We start from the raw sequence: 16,521 nt of genomic DNA, 5'->3' as shown, positions 1-16,521 counted from the left end.
GAGGCCCCCCTCAATGTCACTATCGATCCTATATTTATTATCGCTGTTAACTTTAGAAAGCCGCGTCGCCTGCGACGCGGCTTTCCACTTGTATAGGACTCTCTACTATCTAGACTGCTACGCCAACAGCGGCTGAATTAGATTTCAATCTTATCTTTGCTTGGCTTTGGCGAATTTGGTTTATTGCTGACATTGCGCCCCTTAAGGACGAGCCACAACGGACTTGCGATAAAGATCGAAGAGTACGCGCCGAATGCCAAACCGATACAAATTGCCAGAGAGAACATCTGAATCGATTCACCGCCAAGCAGGAGCATGAAGAGTGCAGCGATGAAAACAGACAATGCTGTATAGATCGAACGTCCGATCGTCTGGGTCAAACTTTTGTTAACCAGATCTTTAAGATCCGAGAATCTTTTAATCTTGGCAAACCTCAGGTTCTCCCTGATCCGGTCGAAGATGACGATCGTATCGTTAATCGAATAACCGATAATCGTCAGAACGGCAATAATGAATGTCAGATCCACCTCGAGACCGAGGATGGAGAAAATACTAATAACAACAAATGCATCATGAAGTAACGCTACAATTGCTGCAATCGCAAACCGCCATTCAAAACGGATGCTGACATAGATGATAATCCCGATACAGGAAATCAATACCGCATAAATTGCGTTTCGACCCAGCTCTTTTGCCATCTCTGGGTCAACCGTGTTGATCTCGAAGGTGGCCGTTTTATCCAGCTTCTCAATGCCGGAACGCATCTTCAAATCCTGGTCCTCGGTCAGCACCTCGCTGAATCGAATATTCACGCGGTCATTACCAGGAGTAATGCTCGCATCTTCACCGATGCCAGCCTCTTTTAATACGGTATTAATCTGCTCCGTAGTCAGCGGCTTGGAGAGAGAGATATCTACGTTCGAGCCAGATTGGAAATCAACTCCATAGTTAAGACCACGAGTCAAGAGAAATACCAAGCCCAGAATCGTAATTGCAATGGATAGAATATAGAAAAATCTGCTTTTGCCTACGAAATCAAAGTTCTTAAAGCTCACGAATGTCACGCTCCTTTACGCCATAATGGCTCGGTTTGCGGGCCCAACCAATATTCACAAGTAGATTGAGCAAGAAACGGGAGAAATAAACGTTCGTGGCAATACTCAAGATAATCTCCAGAATCAATACAAGCGCAAAACCTTTAACCGCGCCGGTACCAAATCCGAACATGACAGCGGCAACGAGTATCGTCGTCAAGTTGGAGTCCATGATGGCTCGCAGGGATGACTTGCCGCCTGCTTTAACAGCTGATGGAACACTCTTGCCCGTTCTGATCTCTTCCCGAATGCGTTCATAGGTGATGATATTGGCATCAACCGCCATACCTATACCTAATATAAATGCTGCAATACCTGGAAGCGTCAACGTAAAGTCAGCCCATACAAAAATAAGAATCAGAAGCCATGTATGCAAAATAAGTGCAAAGCTTGCCAGCAAACCCGGTACGCGATATCTGATTATCATGAACAGCAGAATCGCAACGGACGCGATAAGACCTGCTTCTACCGTTTTCGTAAGAGACTTCATACCAAGCGTAGCTCCTACGCTCTGAGAGTACTTCTCAACCAGCTTCAGCGGCAGGGCGCCGAGATTAATCGTATCCCGGATCTGCTTCGCTTCATCCAGCGAATAGCTCCCCGTAATTTGTGCGGTACCATCCGTTAATGCGGCACGTACCGTCGGAGCTGATAGCAATTGATCGTCCATGAAGATAGCCAGCTCTTGACCGAGAAGACGTCCTGTAATTTCAGCAAACTTCCCTTTGTCCTTCACTTTAATATCTATCATAGGCTGATTAAGCTGGTCATAGGCAACCGATGCGCCGTTCTCGACGAAATCGTCGCCGCGGAGCTCAATCTTACAGAACTCCTCGCCTTCTTTACAGCCGTCATTGCTTCGGAATGTGAGGTTCGCAGGTTCTTTCATCGTTTTTCGAACTTCAGCCTCATCCGTTACGCCTGCCACCTTCAAGCGAATCCGGTTCGCCCCTTCCGGCGTAACCTCAGGCTCAGATGTTCCCATTGCATCCGCACGCTTTTGCAAGCTCTTTGCGGTTTCCTGCAGTGCTTCTTTTGTGACTTGCTGCCCTTCCATCAAAGGCTCTGCTTCATAAAGGATTTCGAATCCACCCTTAAGATCCAGACCTAGACGGACGTCTTTCAGCAAGCCTGGAGTTGTAACGGCCATTAAAACAGTGATCACGAGTACGGTTCCGACGAAACTGATTATTCTCTTCATGCCGTCCTTTGTTCCCCCTTTTTACTCAATATTCCTATTATAGCGATGTCATAAAACCCAGTCAATTTATCAAAATTTGTCGGGTTTATGAATGAACCCTTATATCCGCAAGGCAAAAGGGACCTCTTCGATTAATCGAAAGAAGATCCCTTATATGCTGATATTGTCATATAGTTCATTAAAGCTGTCGCCTTCAAGGACAGAATGTCATTGACCAGTTTGTGGAGGGAGGGGATGCCTTCCTTTTCATATTTACTGCTGACACAGTTCCAAATATCGTCGCTAGTCACATATTCGTACCCAATCAAATGCATTTCCTCAACCTTGCTCAAGCATACCATCTCAATGGTGCTCATCAATTCTTCCTCGCTCATTTGCTCGAGTTCCATGCATATGGCCTCCTCACTGACTCCCTGTTGTCCCTAAGTTACATTCGACAGGATACATTGCTTTCCTTCTATTCCTACCATGTCCTGAAAAAAAAGTAAAGTCATCAGATGGGACAGGTAGGGCATATCCATAAGAATAGCCATGTCGTGTCACCATATTCAGTCTTAACCAGGGAGTGGGATGGACAGTGAACAAGCAATCATTTATTAAAGGAACGCTGATTTTACTTGCAGCCGGCATATTAAACCGCCTACTCGGTTTTATCCCCCGGATCGCCCTCCCCCGGATCATTGGACCCGAGGGTGTCGGAATTTACCAACTGGGTTATCCCTTCTTTATCGTGCTCGTGACGATCATTACCGGCGGAATTCCGCTAGCCATTGCCAAAATGGTTGCCGAAGCGGAAGGTGCCGGAAAGCGTGATGCTTCCAAGCAAATCCTGCATGTCAGCCTGATGCTGACGGTTACAGCAGGCGCCCTCTTTACGGGACTTAGTCTGCTCCTTGCCCCTTGGGTAACCGGCGTGCTTTTGCCGGACGAGCGTGTATACCAAACCTTTATCAGCATGACACCCATGTTGATCATCATTGCCGTTTCGTCGGTCTACCGTGGATATTTCCAGGGCAAACAGAACATGATTCCCTCCGCAAGCTCCTCCGTGATCGAGACGATTGTCCGAATTATTTGCATGCTCTGGTTTGCGCATCTCTTGATGCCCAAAGGCATCGCTTACGGGGCTGCGGGTGCCATGCTCGGAACAGCCGTGGGGGAACTGATTGGCATGATAGCCCTGCTGCTGCAATATCCCGGGGAGGGACGACCTAGGAACAAACTTTTACCTAAACCGCAAGAAGTCATATCCGAAAAAACTGCAAAAGAAGACTCTTCCTCGAATAAAGGCATCCTGAAACGTTTATTCGGTATTGCATTGCCTGTGACGGGGGGCAAGATGGTAGGTTCATTCTCCTACCTGCTGGAGACGATTCTGACCAACCGCAGCCTGGCCATGGCAGGTATAGCGACATCCGTAGCAACCGCTCAGTATGGGGCACTGCAAGGGATGATCATCCCGCTCCTGTTATTGCCCGGTGCTCTGACGGTTTCTCTGGCCATCTCTCTGGTGCCTTCACTCTCGGAAGCAGCCGCCCGCAATGACCGGACGACCATCCACAAACGAATGAACCAATCCCTTCGGCTAGCCCTTGTCTCCGGAGCTCCGTTTGCCATCATTATGTTTGTCCTGGCTGAGCCATTATGCCTGCTCCTATACAACAACGCGGAGATTAGCGATATGCTCAAAATCATGGCGCCGTTTGCCTTGTTCCTGTATGTGCAGTCCCCGCTTCAAGCTGCCTTGCAAGCTCTGGACCGTCCGGGCCGGGCATTACTCAACACGTTATTCGGGGCGATCATCAAAATGAGCCTCATCGTGTTTTTGGCATCCAATCCCGCCTTCGGCATAATAGGGGCCGTCATTGCCATTATCGTAAACAGTATTGCCGTTACATTACTCCACGGTTTCAGCCTATCGAGACTGATCGGCTTTCGATTCCGTCTGCTGGATTATGTCAAAATCGGGGCGGTTATGATCATTATGGGTGCCTGTGTCCTCTATGGGTACAAACATCTTCCGTTTTCGACCGCGCCATGGCTGCAATTTTGGGCTTCCATTACAGTTGGTATTCTGGTCTATTTCATCATGATTTTTATGACCAAGCTGGTAACACCGCGAGATTTGGATCGTGTGCCTGTCGTCGGCACCTGGTTCAACAAATTCAGCCGTCGTTAGATCCTGTCTTTACGGTCAATGTAAATCCGGCCTTTATGGTCAATAGAGCATAGAAAAATATCCTTAAAATCCTTAGCACCGTAATTCTGGATCTCGTTCTTAAGCCAGAACCGCGTTTTATGGATTAATTCAAGGTTCTCGTCCTGCACCTTTCCATCCAATATAAGCGGGATGGGCAGGCCTTCATACGTAATTTTATCGTAAGGAATATCTACGACTGTAGGGTTCTTTTCGGATTGGGATGAAGTAGATGAAAAATTGGTGGCCCCTGAGGTGTTGGATGAACTTGAAGAGTTGTTCGAACTGCTGTTGGAGCTGTTCCCCGTATCCTTTGGAATCACGGTGAGCTGACCGGATGTTTCAAGTATCGCAAATTCAACATCCGCCAGACTGTCAATATCTTTGCCCCTTAGCTGCTGCATCAGATCATCCAGATTATAGCGAAGCTTTGCCATCTCCTTACGGTGCAGCCTGCCCCGGGACACCAATACGCTTGGCTTTCCGTCGGCAAACAGCCGTATATTTCGATTTTTCAGTCCGATGTAAGCAAGACCTACCTGAATGGCAACCAAAACGGCGATAGGAGCAAGTCCCTCCCAAATCGGTTTTTGGACATCTTCCAGAACAAAAACGGCAATCTCTGCAATCATAACGGATATGACCAAATCGAAGATGGACAGCTTTCCGATTTCCCGTTTGCCCATGATTCTCATGGTGACAAAGATGACCACATACATCAGAATGGTCCGCAGAATCAGAATAGTCATATGAGACATAAACAATCCCTCCTAGCTTGTCGAACATTCTCATGTACAGCTATTCTGGCCTGCTATAGCTTTTCCCATTCGATTACAACGGATTAATTAATGGAAATCATGCAAAACCGAATGCAAAACGCTCAGTTTGTACTATATGTACAGGCTTGGCCATACAATTTAATGATCAAGATTAGTTAAGGGGGATGATTCATGGAACCGATCCGGCGAGTTTTCACTTTCAGGATCTCCAATCCGATTCTTTCAGGACTTTTGTATTCTTTTTTCTGGATGTTTCTTGGCGCGTTTGCGTTATCCCTGCTTCTATGGGGCAGCGGATTAGCCGAAGATGATTTATCGTTCTACACGTTTCTCGTACATGCCATCGCAGCCTTTATCGGAGGTTGTGTGAGCGGCAAGCGCGCAGGAAACAAAGGTTGGTATTACGGCTGCCTGACAGGGCTGATATATGGCATTACGCTGCTCGTCATTGGCTTTCTTGCTTTGGATAGTTCTTTATCTCTCGGAGATTTGACGCTGATTGCCACGGTATTTGCCGCCGGCGCCATCGGGGGAATGTTCGGGGTCAACTTAAAAAAATAAAGTTTCAAACTAACGCTCCTGGCGAGCATCTCACTACCATGCTAAAAAACAAAGGCCGACTCCTAAAAGGAATCGGCCTTTGTTATAACGATTACATTCCATATGTAGGTGAAACGTAATTATGCATCCGCATTCACACTATGGCTGATAGAGTTACGATCGAACGTCAACTTCGTTACATCGTTCACTTTCAAAACCACAATATCGTCGGTAATCTCCACAATTGTACCGTGAAGGCCTCCAATGGTTACCACCTTATCGCCCTTTGACAAGGCGCTAAGCATTGCGTTTCTGGTCTTCTGTTTCTTCTGCTGTGGACGAATAAGCAGAAAATAAAAGATGACAAACATCAAAACGAAAGGCAGAATCAACCCTAAAATACCGCCTCCGCCTTGACCTGCACCAGCTGCTAAATCTAACATATCTTTCCCCCCTTTCACAAACTTATCATGATGGCCATGAACTTGCTTTAGAACCCTTTTTCATTATCATGTAGGCCGTACTTATCAAAAAACTCATCGCGGAAATCAAGCAGACGGTCTTCCATAATACTCTGACGCACGTTACGCATCAAATTGAGCAGGAAATGCAGGTTATGATACGTCGTCAATCTTAATCCAAACGTTTCATCACTCTTGATCAGATGACGCAAATAAGCACGCGAGTAGTTACGGCAAGTGTAGCAGTCACATTCCGGATCCAGCGGTCCGTAATCCCTGGCATATTGAGCATTTCGAACGACAAGACGGCCTTGACTTGTCATCGTTGTCCCGTTGCGAGCGATCCGCGTCGGAAGCACGCAATCGAACATATCCACACCACGAATCGAGCCCTCAATCAACGCATCGGGTGATCCGACTCCCATCAAATAGCGAGGTTTATTGTTCGGCAGCAGGGGCACCGTGTAATCCAGCACTTCATACATAAGCTGCTTCGATTCTCCCACACTAAGTCCACCAATAGCATAACCCGGGAAATCCATGGAAGTCAAATCACGGGCGCTCTGACGGCGCAGATCCTCATGCATGCCTCCCTGAACGATGCCGAATAGGGCTTGGTCTTCCGGTCTGGCATGGCTCTTTAAGCAGCGTTCAGCCCAGCGAGAGGTCCGCTCGGTGGATTGTTTAACGTATTCATACTCCGCAGGATAAGGCGGGCATTCATCAAAAGCCATCATAATATCAGATCCAAGCGCGTTCTGGATCTCCATCGCGACTTCCGGGGAGATAAACAGTTTATCTCCGTTCAAGTGGGAACGGAAATGTACGCCTTCTTCCGATATTTTTCTCATTTCTGCTAAGCTGAATACCTGGAAGCCTCCGCTATCGGTCAGGATCGGACGGTCCCAGTTCATGAATTTGTGCAGTCCGCCCGCTCCCTTCACAATATCGTGTCCAGGACGCAAAAAGAGATGATAGGTGTTGCTCAATATAATGTGGGCATCCATAGCCTTTAGTTCTTCCGGACTCATGGTTTTTACCGTTGCCAATGTTCCCACAGGCATAAATGTCGGCGTATCGATCACGCCGTGCGGGGTGTGCACTCTGCCGAGCCTCGCGCCCGATTGTTTACACGTTTTAATATGTTCATAAGTAACAGCTGCTACCATTGTATTAACCAACCTCCGAATTAATAGATAAACATCGCGTCGCCAAAGCTGAAGAATCGATATTCCTTCTCAACAGCTTCCTTGTACGCCTTCATAATGTGTTCGCGTCCGGCCAGCGCACTGACCAGCATCACCAGCGTGGATTTCGGCAGATGGAAATTCGTAATCAGCGCGTCCACGACGGTAAAAGCATATCCGGGATATATGAAAATGCTTGTCCAGCCGCTGCTCTCACGCAGCGGCTCGCCTTTCAGCGCCGATCCAACCGTCTCCAGCGTTCTGCAAGAGGTAGTCCCTACAGCGATAACCCGGCCGCCGCGCCGCTTCGTTTCATTCAGCAGCTCAGCGGTTTCCTGGGAAAGGGAATAGTACTCTTCATGCATGACATGATCCTCAACCTGTTCCACGGACATCGGACGAAATGTCCCCAGTCCCACGTGCAGGGTAATGAAGGCGATGTCTACTCCCTTGGCCTGAATCTGTTCCAGGAGAGTTTCCGTGAAGTGCAGGCCAGCCGTGGGAGCGGCTGCAGATCCTTCATGCTTCGCATATACGGTCTGATACCGATCGCGGTCATCCAGCTTCTCCTTAATATATGGCGGAAGCGGCATTTGCCCCAGTTCATCCAGGATTTCTTGGAAAATCCCTTTATACGAAAAGGATAGGATGCGAGCACCCATCTCGCCTTCTTCCTCAATGATCGCTTTTAATTTACCGTCCCCAAAGGAAATTACGTTCCCTTTTTTCAGCTTCTTGCCGGGTTTTACAAGTGCTTCCCACCGGTCTTGCCCCATATTCTTCAGCAGAAGGACCTCTGCTTTCGCACCGGTGTCTTCCTTTACACCAAACAATCGGGCCGGTATGACCTTGGTATCGTTTAATACGAGTGTATCCCCCGGATTCAGGCTGTCTATGATGTCCGCAAACGTTTGATGGCTTATATGTCCGTTCTCTTTGTCCAGCGTGAGAAGCCTGGAAGAGCTTCGATCAAGCAGTGGCGTCTGCGCAATTAAGTGTTCGGGTAATTCAAAATCATACAAATCCACATTCATGTCGTTCAGTCCTTCGTAATAGTCGTGTTGCGGTAATAGTGTTGGAGTATCTGCTTGTAATCATACCCTTCATCTGCCATTCCTTTGGCACCCCATTGGGACATGCCCAGTCCGTGGCCTAAGCCTTTACCGGTAAATTTAAAGCCGGAAGAGCTTTCAATCACACGTGCTTTCCCCGTTCCATTCATCACAACGGTACCGGAACCTTTGACATTTCCGTTGCCGCTCCCTGAGATAACGGATATAGTTTGGCCGCTTGAAACCGTGGATACCGCACCATTCGCGCTCAATACAGTATAACTTCCGGTCGATTCAATATCAAACAATGTGCTTGGCAGTCCGTTAAAAGCCGAGCGGAACATATCCGGATATTTTACGTCCAGCACTTGACCGTTGGCTTTCACCGTAAGGGCACGTCCAGAAGGGCCTCGCTCCGTTACATCCAGCGAAGTAATAGAAGCAGGCAGGCTGTTAGTGGTTTTTCCTTTTAGAGAGGACAGTAGTTGATCCGAAGTATACGGACCGCGAACCCAGTCATAGCTGTTGGATTCCGCCACTTTCTCAAGGACGACAGCCGTTTCTCCTGGATTCATCTTGCCTACAGGCTCAACGTTCGATTGGATCAATGGCAATGGGCGTACATTCGTATCCTTGGCGGTAACGGTCATATACAGGAGTCCTGCCGATGTTTTGTTGCCGGTTTCCTTCACATTGTCCTCACGTACATAGCCTGTAGCGCCACTCGGAAGAAGTACATGATACCAAGATTTAAGCGCTGCCTGGGATGAGGAATCTCCAGTGCTTTCCACCGCGGCAAACAGATCGTTACGGTTACCCCACACCTCGGTGGAGTCCGCCGTCATTCCTCCGCTATTGGAGGAGAACACGGTTTCCACTATTTTGCCGTCTTTCATGACCACTTCGCCGTCAGTTGCATCCACTGCCTGAATAATGCTTGGATACTCATAGGCGGTCCCATAATAGGCCTGGCTTAGCGTTGTGTCCACGACATGGGCTACTTCGAACTTATTTCCTTGGAAGAGCGCATAACTGCGTGCCGCTACAGCCTGTGCTTTCAGCGCTTCAACACCCCAAGTAGATGGCACCTCGGCTCCAACGACGGAATACAGGTACTGCTGGAACGGCAGTTCATTGACGAGATACAATTGACCGTTCTTTTGTCCGATCTCCAAAGCGCCTCGATAGGAGCGATCCGATCGCTCCTTCACATTCGTTCCGGCACCTGAGCTTCCTTCTACCCGCAGAACCGACTGACCACCTGACAACATATAATGCTGTGTCTCTTGAGGAGTCGCCAGGTTCAGGCTTACATCTCGTCTCATCATCAGACCCGTGGTTGCGGCATTCATTTCAACGAGGGCGCCGGATATTGGAGCAGCTTCCTGTCTGACTACAGCCAGATCGGCCGTGTTGGCTGCCTCGCCTACCCAAACCTCATAAGCGGATGCACCTCCGTTAGGTACCACAACATTGAAGGCATCCATGCCGGCATTTGCATACGTCTTACGTACAGACTCCGCCTCAGCCTCCGATCCGTACGATCCCGCAGACAAATGCAGTCCGCCTTTAACAGAAGGCGTTTGACCATTCAGATATGCAGCTACCGTCTTCGCAGTTCGCGTTGCCGCGTCCACGGCCGCTTTCTCTGTCCCATACATACCGGCATATAGTTTGTATACATTGCCGTCTGCAAACAGCGTCGGTTTGTCATTCGTCGCCTCCAGTTTTTTCGCCGCTTCCGAAGCCGTTTTCCAATCCGTGGTCTCAAGCACCTTGACGCGGTATGTATCCACACTCATTCGGACCTGCTGGTTTGCTGGAATGCTCATCAAAGTCTGCTGAGCACCGGATACAAGCAGCGATGCCGTCAGAGCCTCAGCGGATTTCAGTGTAACGGCATTGGTTGTTGATTTATACTGACTTCCCAGATCCAAAAACATCGCAACTCGAATCGTATCTATTGAAGGAGCGGCCGCATGTACTGCAGGCGAGCTCCATAAGGTTCCGGCAACAGCCAGTGACAAGAGTCCCTTGGTGGTCCAACCGAATAATGATTTCGTCCAGTTCCTATCCATTTAAGTCTTTCCTCCTGTAGCTATTAGGATTTGGTATGAGTGTAATGATTCTATAATCTAACGACGATCTTCAGGGAAGGGAATACCTAAATGTTGATAAGCTGTGGGCGTTACAACCCGTCCCCGGGGTGTACGCTGCAAGAAACCGATCTGCAGGAGATACGGTTCATAAACATCTTCAATAGTTTGGCTTTCTTCTCCAATGGTTGCCGCGATGGTATCCAGACCTACAGGTCCCCCACGGAAGCTTTTGATCATGGCGCTCAACATTTTATGATCAATAAAGTCCAGTCCCATCGGATCGATCTGCAGCATTTTCAGCGCTTCCTGAGCGATGCTTGGCGTTATCATGCCATCTCCTCGAACCTGGGCATAATCACGGACCCGTTTCAAGAGACGGTTGGCAATGCGGGGCGTCCCGCGCGACCTCAGGGCAATCTCTTCTGCTGCCTCTCCTAATATCTCGATCTCCAAAAGATCCGCATTGCGTGACACAATGTAACTCAGCTCGTCCACCGTATAGAATTCCAGACGGCTTACCACGCCAAAACGGTCCCTAAGCGGCGCAGAGAGCAATCCAGCCCGGGTAGTGGCGCCAATTAAGGTAAACGGCGGCAGGTCCAGACGTACCGAGCGTGCGCTTGGCCCTTTCCCGATCATAATATCCAGCGCAAAATCCTCCATCGCCGGATACATCACTTCCTCTACCGTCCGGTGCAGCCGATGGATCTCATCAATAAACAGGACATCTCCTTCCTGCAGATTAGTGAGAAGTGCAGCCAGATCCCCCGGTCGCTCGATTGCCGGACCGGAAGTCGTACGGAGATTAACGCCAAGCTCATTGGCGATAATATTCGCCAGTGTCGTTTTGCCGAGTCCCGGAGGACCGTACAACAACACGTGGTCAAGCGCTTCGTTACGCATTTTTGCCGCTTCGATATATACCTTGAGATTTTCCTTAACTTGATTCTGTCCTATATATTCAGCCAAATAGCGTGGACGCAGACTAAGCTCGACAGCCTGTTCGTCCATCATTAGATTGGCGGAAATAATTCGATCGTCCATCTATATAAACTCCTCTCCTGCAGCGATTCTCTATCTAACCAGCGAATAGCTGCTGCAGTGCCCGCTTCATGAGCACATCGACGGATTCGCCGCTTGCGCCGGAATCCTTGATCTTCAGCCAGACTTTATCCAGCTCGCTATCCGTATAACCAAGCGCCTTCAGCCCCTCGCGAGCCTCGGACCACGCCGAGCCGCTATCATCCGATTCAGGCTCCTGGATGGCAAAAAGACCTGTCATCATGCTCGCATTTCCGAATCCCTCAAGCTTGTCCTTCAGGTCCAGAATCATGCGCTGCGCTGTTTTCTTACCGATTCCCGGAAGCTTGATTAAGAAGGATACATTCTCCTGGTAGATGGCGGAAACCACATGATCCGGTGATCCCCCGCCCAATATGCCGAGCGCCACACGCGGACCGATACCCGAGACTTCGATCAGTTTACGGAACAGCTTCTGTTCCTCCCGTGTCGGAAATCCAAACAGCAGGATGGCATCTTCACGGACATGATGATGTGTAAACACCGTGATGGTTCCTTCGGTTTTGGCAAAGGCATATGGATTCGGACAGAACACCCGGTATCCTACCCCATGAACATCCAGTACAATATATTCACTCTCTAAGTGGACTACCTGTCCCCGTAAAAAATCGATCATTTTCGCAATACCTCATTTAACTTGGAATTCAGTGTATAGGAATGCGCGTGACAGATCGCTACTGCCAATGCATCCGCCACATCGTCAGGTTTGGGAATGCTCTGCAACTTTAGGAACATCCTGACCATCTCCTGTACCTGTTTCTTCTCGGCCTTGCCATAGCCGACAATCGCCTGCTTCACCTGCATCGGCGTATATTCTGCAATCGGGAGCCCGCGCTGGACCGCAGCCAGGATAAGAACTCCTCTGGCCTGGGATACGGACATCGCCGTGGTTACGTTGCGGTTAAAAAACAATTTCTCGAAAGCAACGGCCTCAGGCTCATATTTATCAATAAGCTGCTGCATGCCTTCGTACACGTGTTGCAGCCTCTCTTCATCCGGTGTATGGGCTTCCGTCTGGATACAGCCATACTGTACCGGTGTGACTTTACTTCCAACCTTATCTACAAACCCGAAACCTACAATCGCAATCCCGGGGTCGATCCCTAAAATGCGCAAACCAATCTCTCCTCTGATGAAGCGAACATATGTATCGTTCTCTCATTATAACAAAAGATCGACCTCTGTTGAGGAAAAACTTTGATCCTTTAAGCAACCGTTACGTATCCACTATATTGAGACCGCTGACATCCCCCTCCAACGCAAAAAACTGCCCGGAAAAATTCCGGGCAGCAGCATTTTCAGTCACCAAGCGACAAAGCAGGGACAATTTTAAGGGGTCGGGTTCATGACATTCTCAGCCATATCCCGTGCATAATCGCTAAAGGTTGACAGAACACTGTTATACTCTTCCATATCTTGGATTCGAATACCATCTTCAAGCTGCTTGATCACATCTTTGGGCAAAGAAGACTCCATCGAACCGACATCCAGCTGAAAGAAGGTCCGCATCACTTTCTCTTCTTCCGGTGGGCCATCAAACAACGTTAAGTTTCCTTGGGAATCGATACTCATATAAGCTTGCCTCTTACAGGCGGGGGAGAGGTCGGATACGGTGTGCTCCAGCCAAACTACTCCTTTGTTATCCAAGCGTCCCTGCCATAAAGGATTTTTATTCATCAGTTCATAAATACCGTCCGCCGTAAGCTTACCCATATCCTGCTCTTCGATGCCACATACATAAGTGATGCGAACATGAACATGCTTCTTTCCCTTCGAGGTATTCAGCTTCTGCATAAATTCCCTCTGATCCTGCCGGCGTTCTTCCAACTTATCATCCGCGATCTGCAAGTAATGCATCGTTTCTACGGCCAGTGGCGTTTCGTCGGATGCAGCAGTGAGCAGCTTATGCATCTGATCCTTTATATTCTGGCCGGTCCATATCATGATACCTGCGATCAATAGGATTGCACAGGGCCAAATCGCGCGTCTCCAGCGTCTCCACCGTTTTCTGAACAGCTTCTTAAAGAAATGAAAAACACTCAAGGTTATCCCCTTCTATTCAATGTTTTTCATATTGTGACCGGGAAGCTGTCAAATTATTCAGTTCCGCTTTTGCCATTAGCATCATTTTCAATCCATAACAAAGAAAGACTGCTTTCAGTTACACTGAAAGCAGTCTTTCGATTCGAATCGGGATGACACGATTTGAACATGCGACCCCCTGGTCCCAAACCAGGTGCTCTACCAAGCTGAGCTACATCCCGTTAATTAATGCCGGTGAAGGGACTCGAACCCCCACGGTTTCCCTCACGATTTTGAGTCGCGCGCGTCTGCCAATTCCGCCACACCGGCACAATGAAATTTCAAATAGAGTAAGTAAATTAGTTTAAAAAATGGCACGCCCTGAGAGATTCGAACTCCCGGCCTTTTGATTCGTAGTCAAACGCTCTATCCAGCTGAGCTAAGGGCGCAAAATGGAGCGGACGACGGGAATCGAACCCGCGACCCTCGCCTTGGCAAGGCGATGCTCTACCGCTGAGCCACGTCCGCAATGTAAATATGTATTCCGTCTCAAGCTCTCTTGGTAAAGATGGTGAGCCATGAAGGACTCGAACCTTCGACACCCTGATTAAAAGTCAGGTGCTCTACCAACTGAGCTAATGGCTCTTATTACTAAGAGTAAAGAATGGCGGAACTGACGGGATTCGAACCCGCGATCTCCTGCGTGACAGGCAGGCATGTTAGGCCTCTACACCACAGTTCCATGAGGCATTATCGCTATCGCGATATAAAATTGGTTGCGGGGGCAGGATTTGAACCTACGACCTTCGGGTTATGAGCCCGACGAGCTACCGAACTGCTCCACCCCGCGTCATTAAAAGGGTTGCTTATATGGGACCCCCGAAAAGTAATCGGAATTACTTGCGAAGCATGTGCTTCACTTTTTGGGGATAAATCATGGTGGAGGCTGAGGGGATCGAACCCCCGACCCTCTGCTTGTAAGGCAGATGCTCTCCCAGCTGAGCTAAGCCTCCGTCTGGAATGTTGTTAAAGATAATGGTGACCCGTAGGGGATACTCTCACTTCGTTCGAGACTGCGAAGTCTATGCTTACGAAGTTACCCTCCGACGAACCGACGGGATTCTCATCCCCTGATGCATTAAAGAAAGTGGTGACCCGTAGGGGATTCGAACCCCTGTTACCTCCGTGAAAGGGAGGTGTCTTAACCCCTTGACCAACGGGCCATATATGCAGTCCTTGCTGGCGGAGAGAGAGGGATTCGAACCCTCGAGACGCTTTTGGCGCCTACACGATTTCCAATCGTGCTCCTTCGGCCAACTCGGACACCTCTCCATAAGTGGCTCCCCGAACAGGACTCGAACCTGTGACAACTCGATTAACAGTCGAGTGCTCTACCAACTGAGCTATCAGGGAATATGTACCGCTTGGCGACGTCCTACTCTCCCGGGACCCTTCGGTCCAAGTACCATCGGCGCTGGAAGGCTTAACGGTCGTGTTCGGTATGGGTACGCGTGGAACCCTTCCGCTATCGCCACCAAACGTATATTCAGGATCCGGCATCGCCAAATGCCGTGATCATCCTCCTTGCAAGTATAACTTGTACACTTACAATTCAGTTTTGATCACCTGAAAACTAGATACGAAACGAATTTGCAACACATTGAAATAGTTTTTGGATAAGCCCTCGACCGATTAGTATTGGTCAGCTCCATGCATTGCTGCACTTCCACCTCCAACCTATCTACCTCGTGGTCTTCAAGGGGTCTTACGAATTGGGAAATCTCATCTTGAGGGGGGCTTCACGCTTAGATGCTTTCAGCGCTTATCCCTTCCGTACGTAGCTACCCAGCCATGCTCCTGGCGGAACAACTGGTGCACCAGCGGTACGTCCATCCCGGTCCTCTCGTACTAAGGACAGCTCCTCTCAAATTTCCTACGCCCACGACAGATAGGGACCGAACTGTCTCACGACGTTCTGAACCCAGCTCGCGTACCGCTTTAATGGGCGAACAGCCCAACCCTTGGGACCTACTTCAGCCCCAGGATGCGATGAGCCGACATCGAGGTGCCAAACCTCCCCGTCGATGTGGACTCTTGGGGGAGATAAGCCTGTTATCCCCAGGGTAGCTTTTATCCGTTGAGCGATGGCCCTTCCATGCGGTACCACCGGATCACTAAGCCCGACTTTCGTCCCTGCTCGACTTGTAGGTCTCGCAGTCAAGCTCCCTTATGCCTTTGCACTCTTCGAATGATTTCCAACCATTCTGAGGGAACCTTGGGGCGCCTCCGTTACTCTTTAGGAGGCGACCGCCCCAGTCAAACTGCCCGCCTGACACTGTCCCCGTACCGGATTACGGTACCAGGTTAGAACCTAGATACGATCAGGGTGGTATCCCAACGTCGCCTCCACACAAGCTGGCGCTCATGCTTCAAAGGCTCCCACCTATCCTGTACAGATCGTACCCAAATCCAATATCAAGCTGCAGTAAAGCTCCATGGGGTCTTTCCGTCTTGTCGCGGGTAACCTGCATCTTCACAGGTATTAAAATTTCACCGGATCTCTCGTTGAGACAGCGCCCAAGTCGTTACGCCATTCGTGCGGGTCAGAATTTACCTGACAAGGAATTTCGCTACCTTAGGACCGTTATAGTTACGGCCGCCGTTTACTGGGGCTTCGGTTCACAGCTTCGGGATTACTCCCTAACCGCTCCCCTTAACCTTCCAGCACCGGGCAGGCGTCAGCCCGTATACTTCGCCTTACGGCTTCGCACAGACCTGTGTTTTTGCTAAACAGTCGCTTGGGCCTTTT

14 protein-coding genes, 11 tRNA genes and 2 rRNA genes (1 of these 27 cut by a window edge) are annotated in these 16,521 nt (G+C 49.3%); 2 read left to right on the top strand and 25 right to left on the bottom strand.

The window, feature by feature from the left end:
- Positions 1-137: 137 nt before the first annotated feature.
- From secF to MKY48_RS08325, 3 genes are all read right to left on the bottom strand, one after another.
- Positions 138-1,055 carry a protein translocase subunit SecF gene (secF, locus tag MKY48_RS08335; RefSeq protein WP_098742581.1) on the bottom strand — a complete coding sequence of 306 codons (918 nt, stop codon included), beginning with the start codon at positions 1,053-1,055 and terminating at the stop codon, positions 138-140.
- Entirely contained in the window at positions 1,045-2,295 is a 1,251-nt protein-coding gene (secD, locus tag MKY48_RS08330; protein ID WP_213645490.1) for a protein translocase subunit SecD, read from the bottom strand. Before secD ends, secF begins: the two co-directional genes overlap by 11 nt.
- Positions 2,296-2,426: 131 nt before the next feature.
- On the bottom strand, positions 2,427-2,684 hold the full coding sequence (locus MKY48_RS08325) for a post-transcriptional regulator (RefSeq protein WP_076320436.1): 258 nt from the start codon (positions 2,682-2,684) through the stop codon (positions 2,427-2,429).
- Between the two features lie 188 nt (positions 2,685-2,872).
- Between MKY48_RS08325 and spoVB the strand changes: the two genes are divergently transcribed.
- Positions 2,873-4,474 carry a stage V sporulation protein B gene (gene spoVB / locus MKY48_RS08320; RefSeq protein WP_339292689.1) on the top strand — a complete coding sequence of 534 codons (1,602 nt, stop codon included), beginning with the start codon at positions 2,873-2,875 and terminating at the stop codon, positions 4,472-4,474.
- Here the strand turns inward: spoVB and MKY48_RS08315 are convergent.
- Entirely contained in the window at positions 4,471-5,250 is a 780-nt protein-coding gene (locus tag MKY48_RS08315) for a DUF421 domain-containing protein (RefSeq protein WP_339292688.1), read from the bottom strand. The genes spoVB and MKY48_RS08315 overlap by 4 nt on opposite strands.
- Before the next feature lie 192 nt (positions 5,251-5,442).
- On the opposite strand from MKY48_RS08315, the gene MKY48_RS08310 reads away from it, so the two are divergent.
- Entirely contained in the window at positions 5,443-5,832 is a 390-nt protein-coding gene (locus MKY48_RS08310) for a TIGR04086 family membrane protein (RefSeq protein WP_076320433.1), read from the top strand.
- 119 nt (positions 5,833-5,951) lie between these two features.
- Here the strand turns inward: MKY48_RS08310 and yajC are convergent, their stop codons facing one another.
- The 21 genes from yajC to MKY48_RS08205 all read right to left on the bottom strand — a co-directional run.
- The gene (gene yajC, locus MKY48_RS08305) at positions 5,952-6,254 is read right to left on the bottom strand and encodes a preprotein translocase subunit YajC (protein ID WP_339292687.1); all 303 of its coding nucleotides are present in this window, start codon (positions 6,252-6,254) and stop codon (positions 5,952-5,954) included.
- A 47-nt stretch (positions 6,255-6,301) separates the two neighbouring features.
- Positions 6,302-7,441, bottom strand: coding sequence for a tRNA guanosine(34) transglycosylase Tgt (gene tgt / locus MKY48_RS08300; RefSeq protein ID WP_339271620.1), 1,140 nt, complete (start codon positions 7,439-7,441; stop codon positions 6,302-6,304).
- A gap of 20 nt (positions 7,442-7,461) precedes the next feature.
- A complete protein-coding gene (gene queA / locus MKY48_RS08295) occupies positions 7,462-8,493 on the bottom strand; it encodes a tRNA preQ1(34) S-adenosylmethionine ribosyltransferase-isomerase QueA (protein ID WP_339292686.1) in 1,032 nt (343 codons plus the stop codon).
- 5 nt (positions 8,494-8,498) lie between these two features.
- Positions 8,499-10,589, bottom strand: a complete 2,091-nt coding sequence (locus tag MKY48_RS08290; RefSeq protein ID WP_339292685.1) for a SpoIID/LytB domain-containing protein — start codon at positions 10,587-10,589, stop codon at positions 8,499-8,501.
- A gap of 57 nt (positions 10,590-10,646) precedes the next feature.
- Positions 10,647-11,654, bottom strand: a complete 1,008-nt coding sequence (gene ruvB / locus MKY48_RS08285; protein WP_339292684.1) for a Holliday junction branch migration DNA helicase RuvB — start codon at positions 11,652-11,654, stop codon at positions 10,647-10,649.
- Positions 11,655-11,688: 34 nt separating this feature from the next.
- On the bottom strand, positions 11,689-12,306 hold the full coding sequence (gene ruvA / locus MKY48_RS08280) for a Holliday junction branch migration protein RuvA (RefSeq protein WP_339271613.1): 618 nt from the start codon (positions 12,304-12,306) through the stop codon (positions 11,689-11,691).
- Positions 12,303-12,806: a crossover junction endodeoxyribonuclease RuvC gene (gene ruvC, locus MKY48_RS08275; RefSeq protein WP_076320426.1), complete on the bottom strand. Its 504-nt coding sequence runs from the start codon at positions 12,804-12,806 to the stop codon at positions 12,303-12,305. Before ruvC ends, ruvA begins: the two co-directional genes overlap by 4 nt.
- A 213-nt stretch (positions 12,807-13,019) precedes the next feature.
- Entirely contained in the window at positions 13,020-13,733 is a 714-nt protein-coding gene (locus tag MKY48_RS08270; protein WP_339271610.1) for a BofC C-terminal domain-containing protein, read from the bottom strand.
- 147 nt (positions 13,734-13,880) lie between these two features.
- Positions 13,881-13,954, bottom strand: a tRNA-Pro gene (locus MKY48_RS08265).
- 8 nt (positions 13,955-13,962) lie between these two features.
- Positions 13,963-14,042, bottom strand: a tRNA-Leu gene (locus MKY48_RS08260).
- Positions 14,043-14,084: 42 nt separating this feature from the next.
- A tRNA-Arg gene (locus tag MKY48_RS08255) sits at positions 14,085-14,161 on the bottom strand.
- A gap of 4 nt (positions 14,162-14,165) precedes the next feature.
- Positions 14,166-14,240 (bottom strand) — tRNA-Gly (locus MKY48_RS08250).
- Between the two features lie 41 nt (positions 14,241-14,281).
- Positions 14,282-14,357 (bottom strand) — tRNA-Lys (locus tag MKY48_RS08245).
- Positions 14,358-14,377: 20 nt separating this feature from the next.
- A tRNA-Asp gene (locus tag MKY48_RS08240) sits at positions 14,378-14,454 on the bottom strand.
- Between the two features lie 31 nt (positions 14,455-14,485).
- Positions 14,486-14,562 (bottom strand) — tRNA-Met (locus MKY48_RS08235).
- Between the two features lie 87 nt (positions 14,563-14,649).
- Positions 14,650-14,725 (bottom strand) — tRNA-Val (locus MKY48_RS08230).
- A gap of 135 nt (positions 14,726-14,860) precedes the next feature.
- Positions 14,861-14,935 (bottom strand) — tRNA-Glu (locus tag MKY48_RS08225).
- A 17-nt stretch (positions 14,936-14,952) separates the two neighbouring features.
- Positions 14,953-15,044, bottom strand: a tRNA-Ser gene (locus tag MKY48_RS08220).
- 5 nt (positions 15,045-15,049) lie between these two features.
- Positions 15,050-15,125: transfer RNA gene (locus MKY48_RS08215), tRNA-Asn, on the bottom strand.
- A 9-nt stretch (positions 15,126-15,134) separates the two neighbouring features.
- A 5S ribosomal RNA gene (rrf, locus tag MKY48_RS08210) occupies positions 15,135-15,251 on the bottom strand.
- Between the two features lie 133 nt (positions 15,252-15,384).
- Positions 15,385-16,521, bottom strand: a 23S ribosomal RNA gene (locus tag MKY48_RS08205) (it continues 1,792 nt past the right edge of the window).

It is taken from the genome of Paenibacillus sp. FSL W8-0187, assembly GCF_037969755.1.
Lineage (GTDB): Bacteria > Bacillota > Bacilli > Paenibacillales > Paenibacillaceae > Paenibacillus_AQ.
This window is presented reverse-complemented; position numbering and strand designations above follow the sequence as displayed.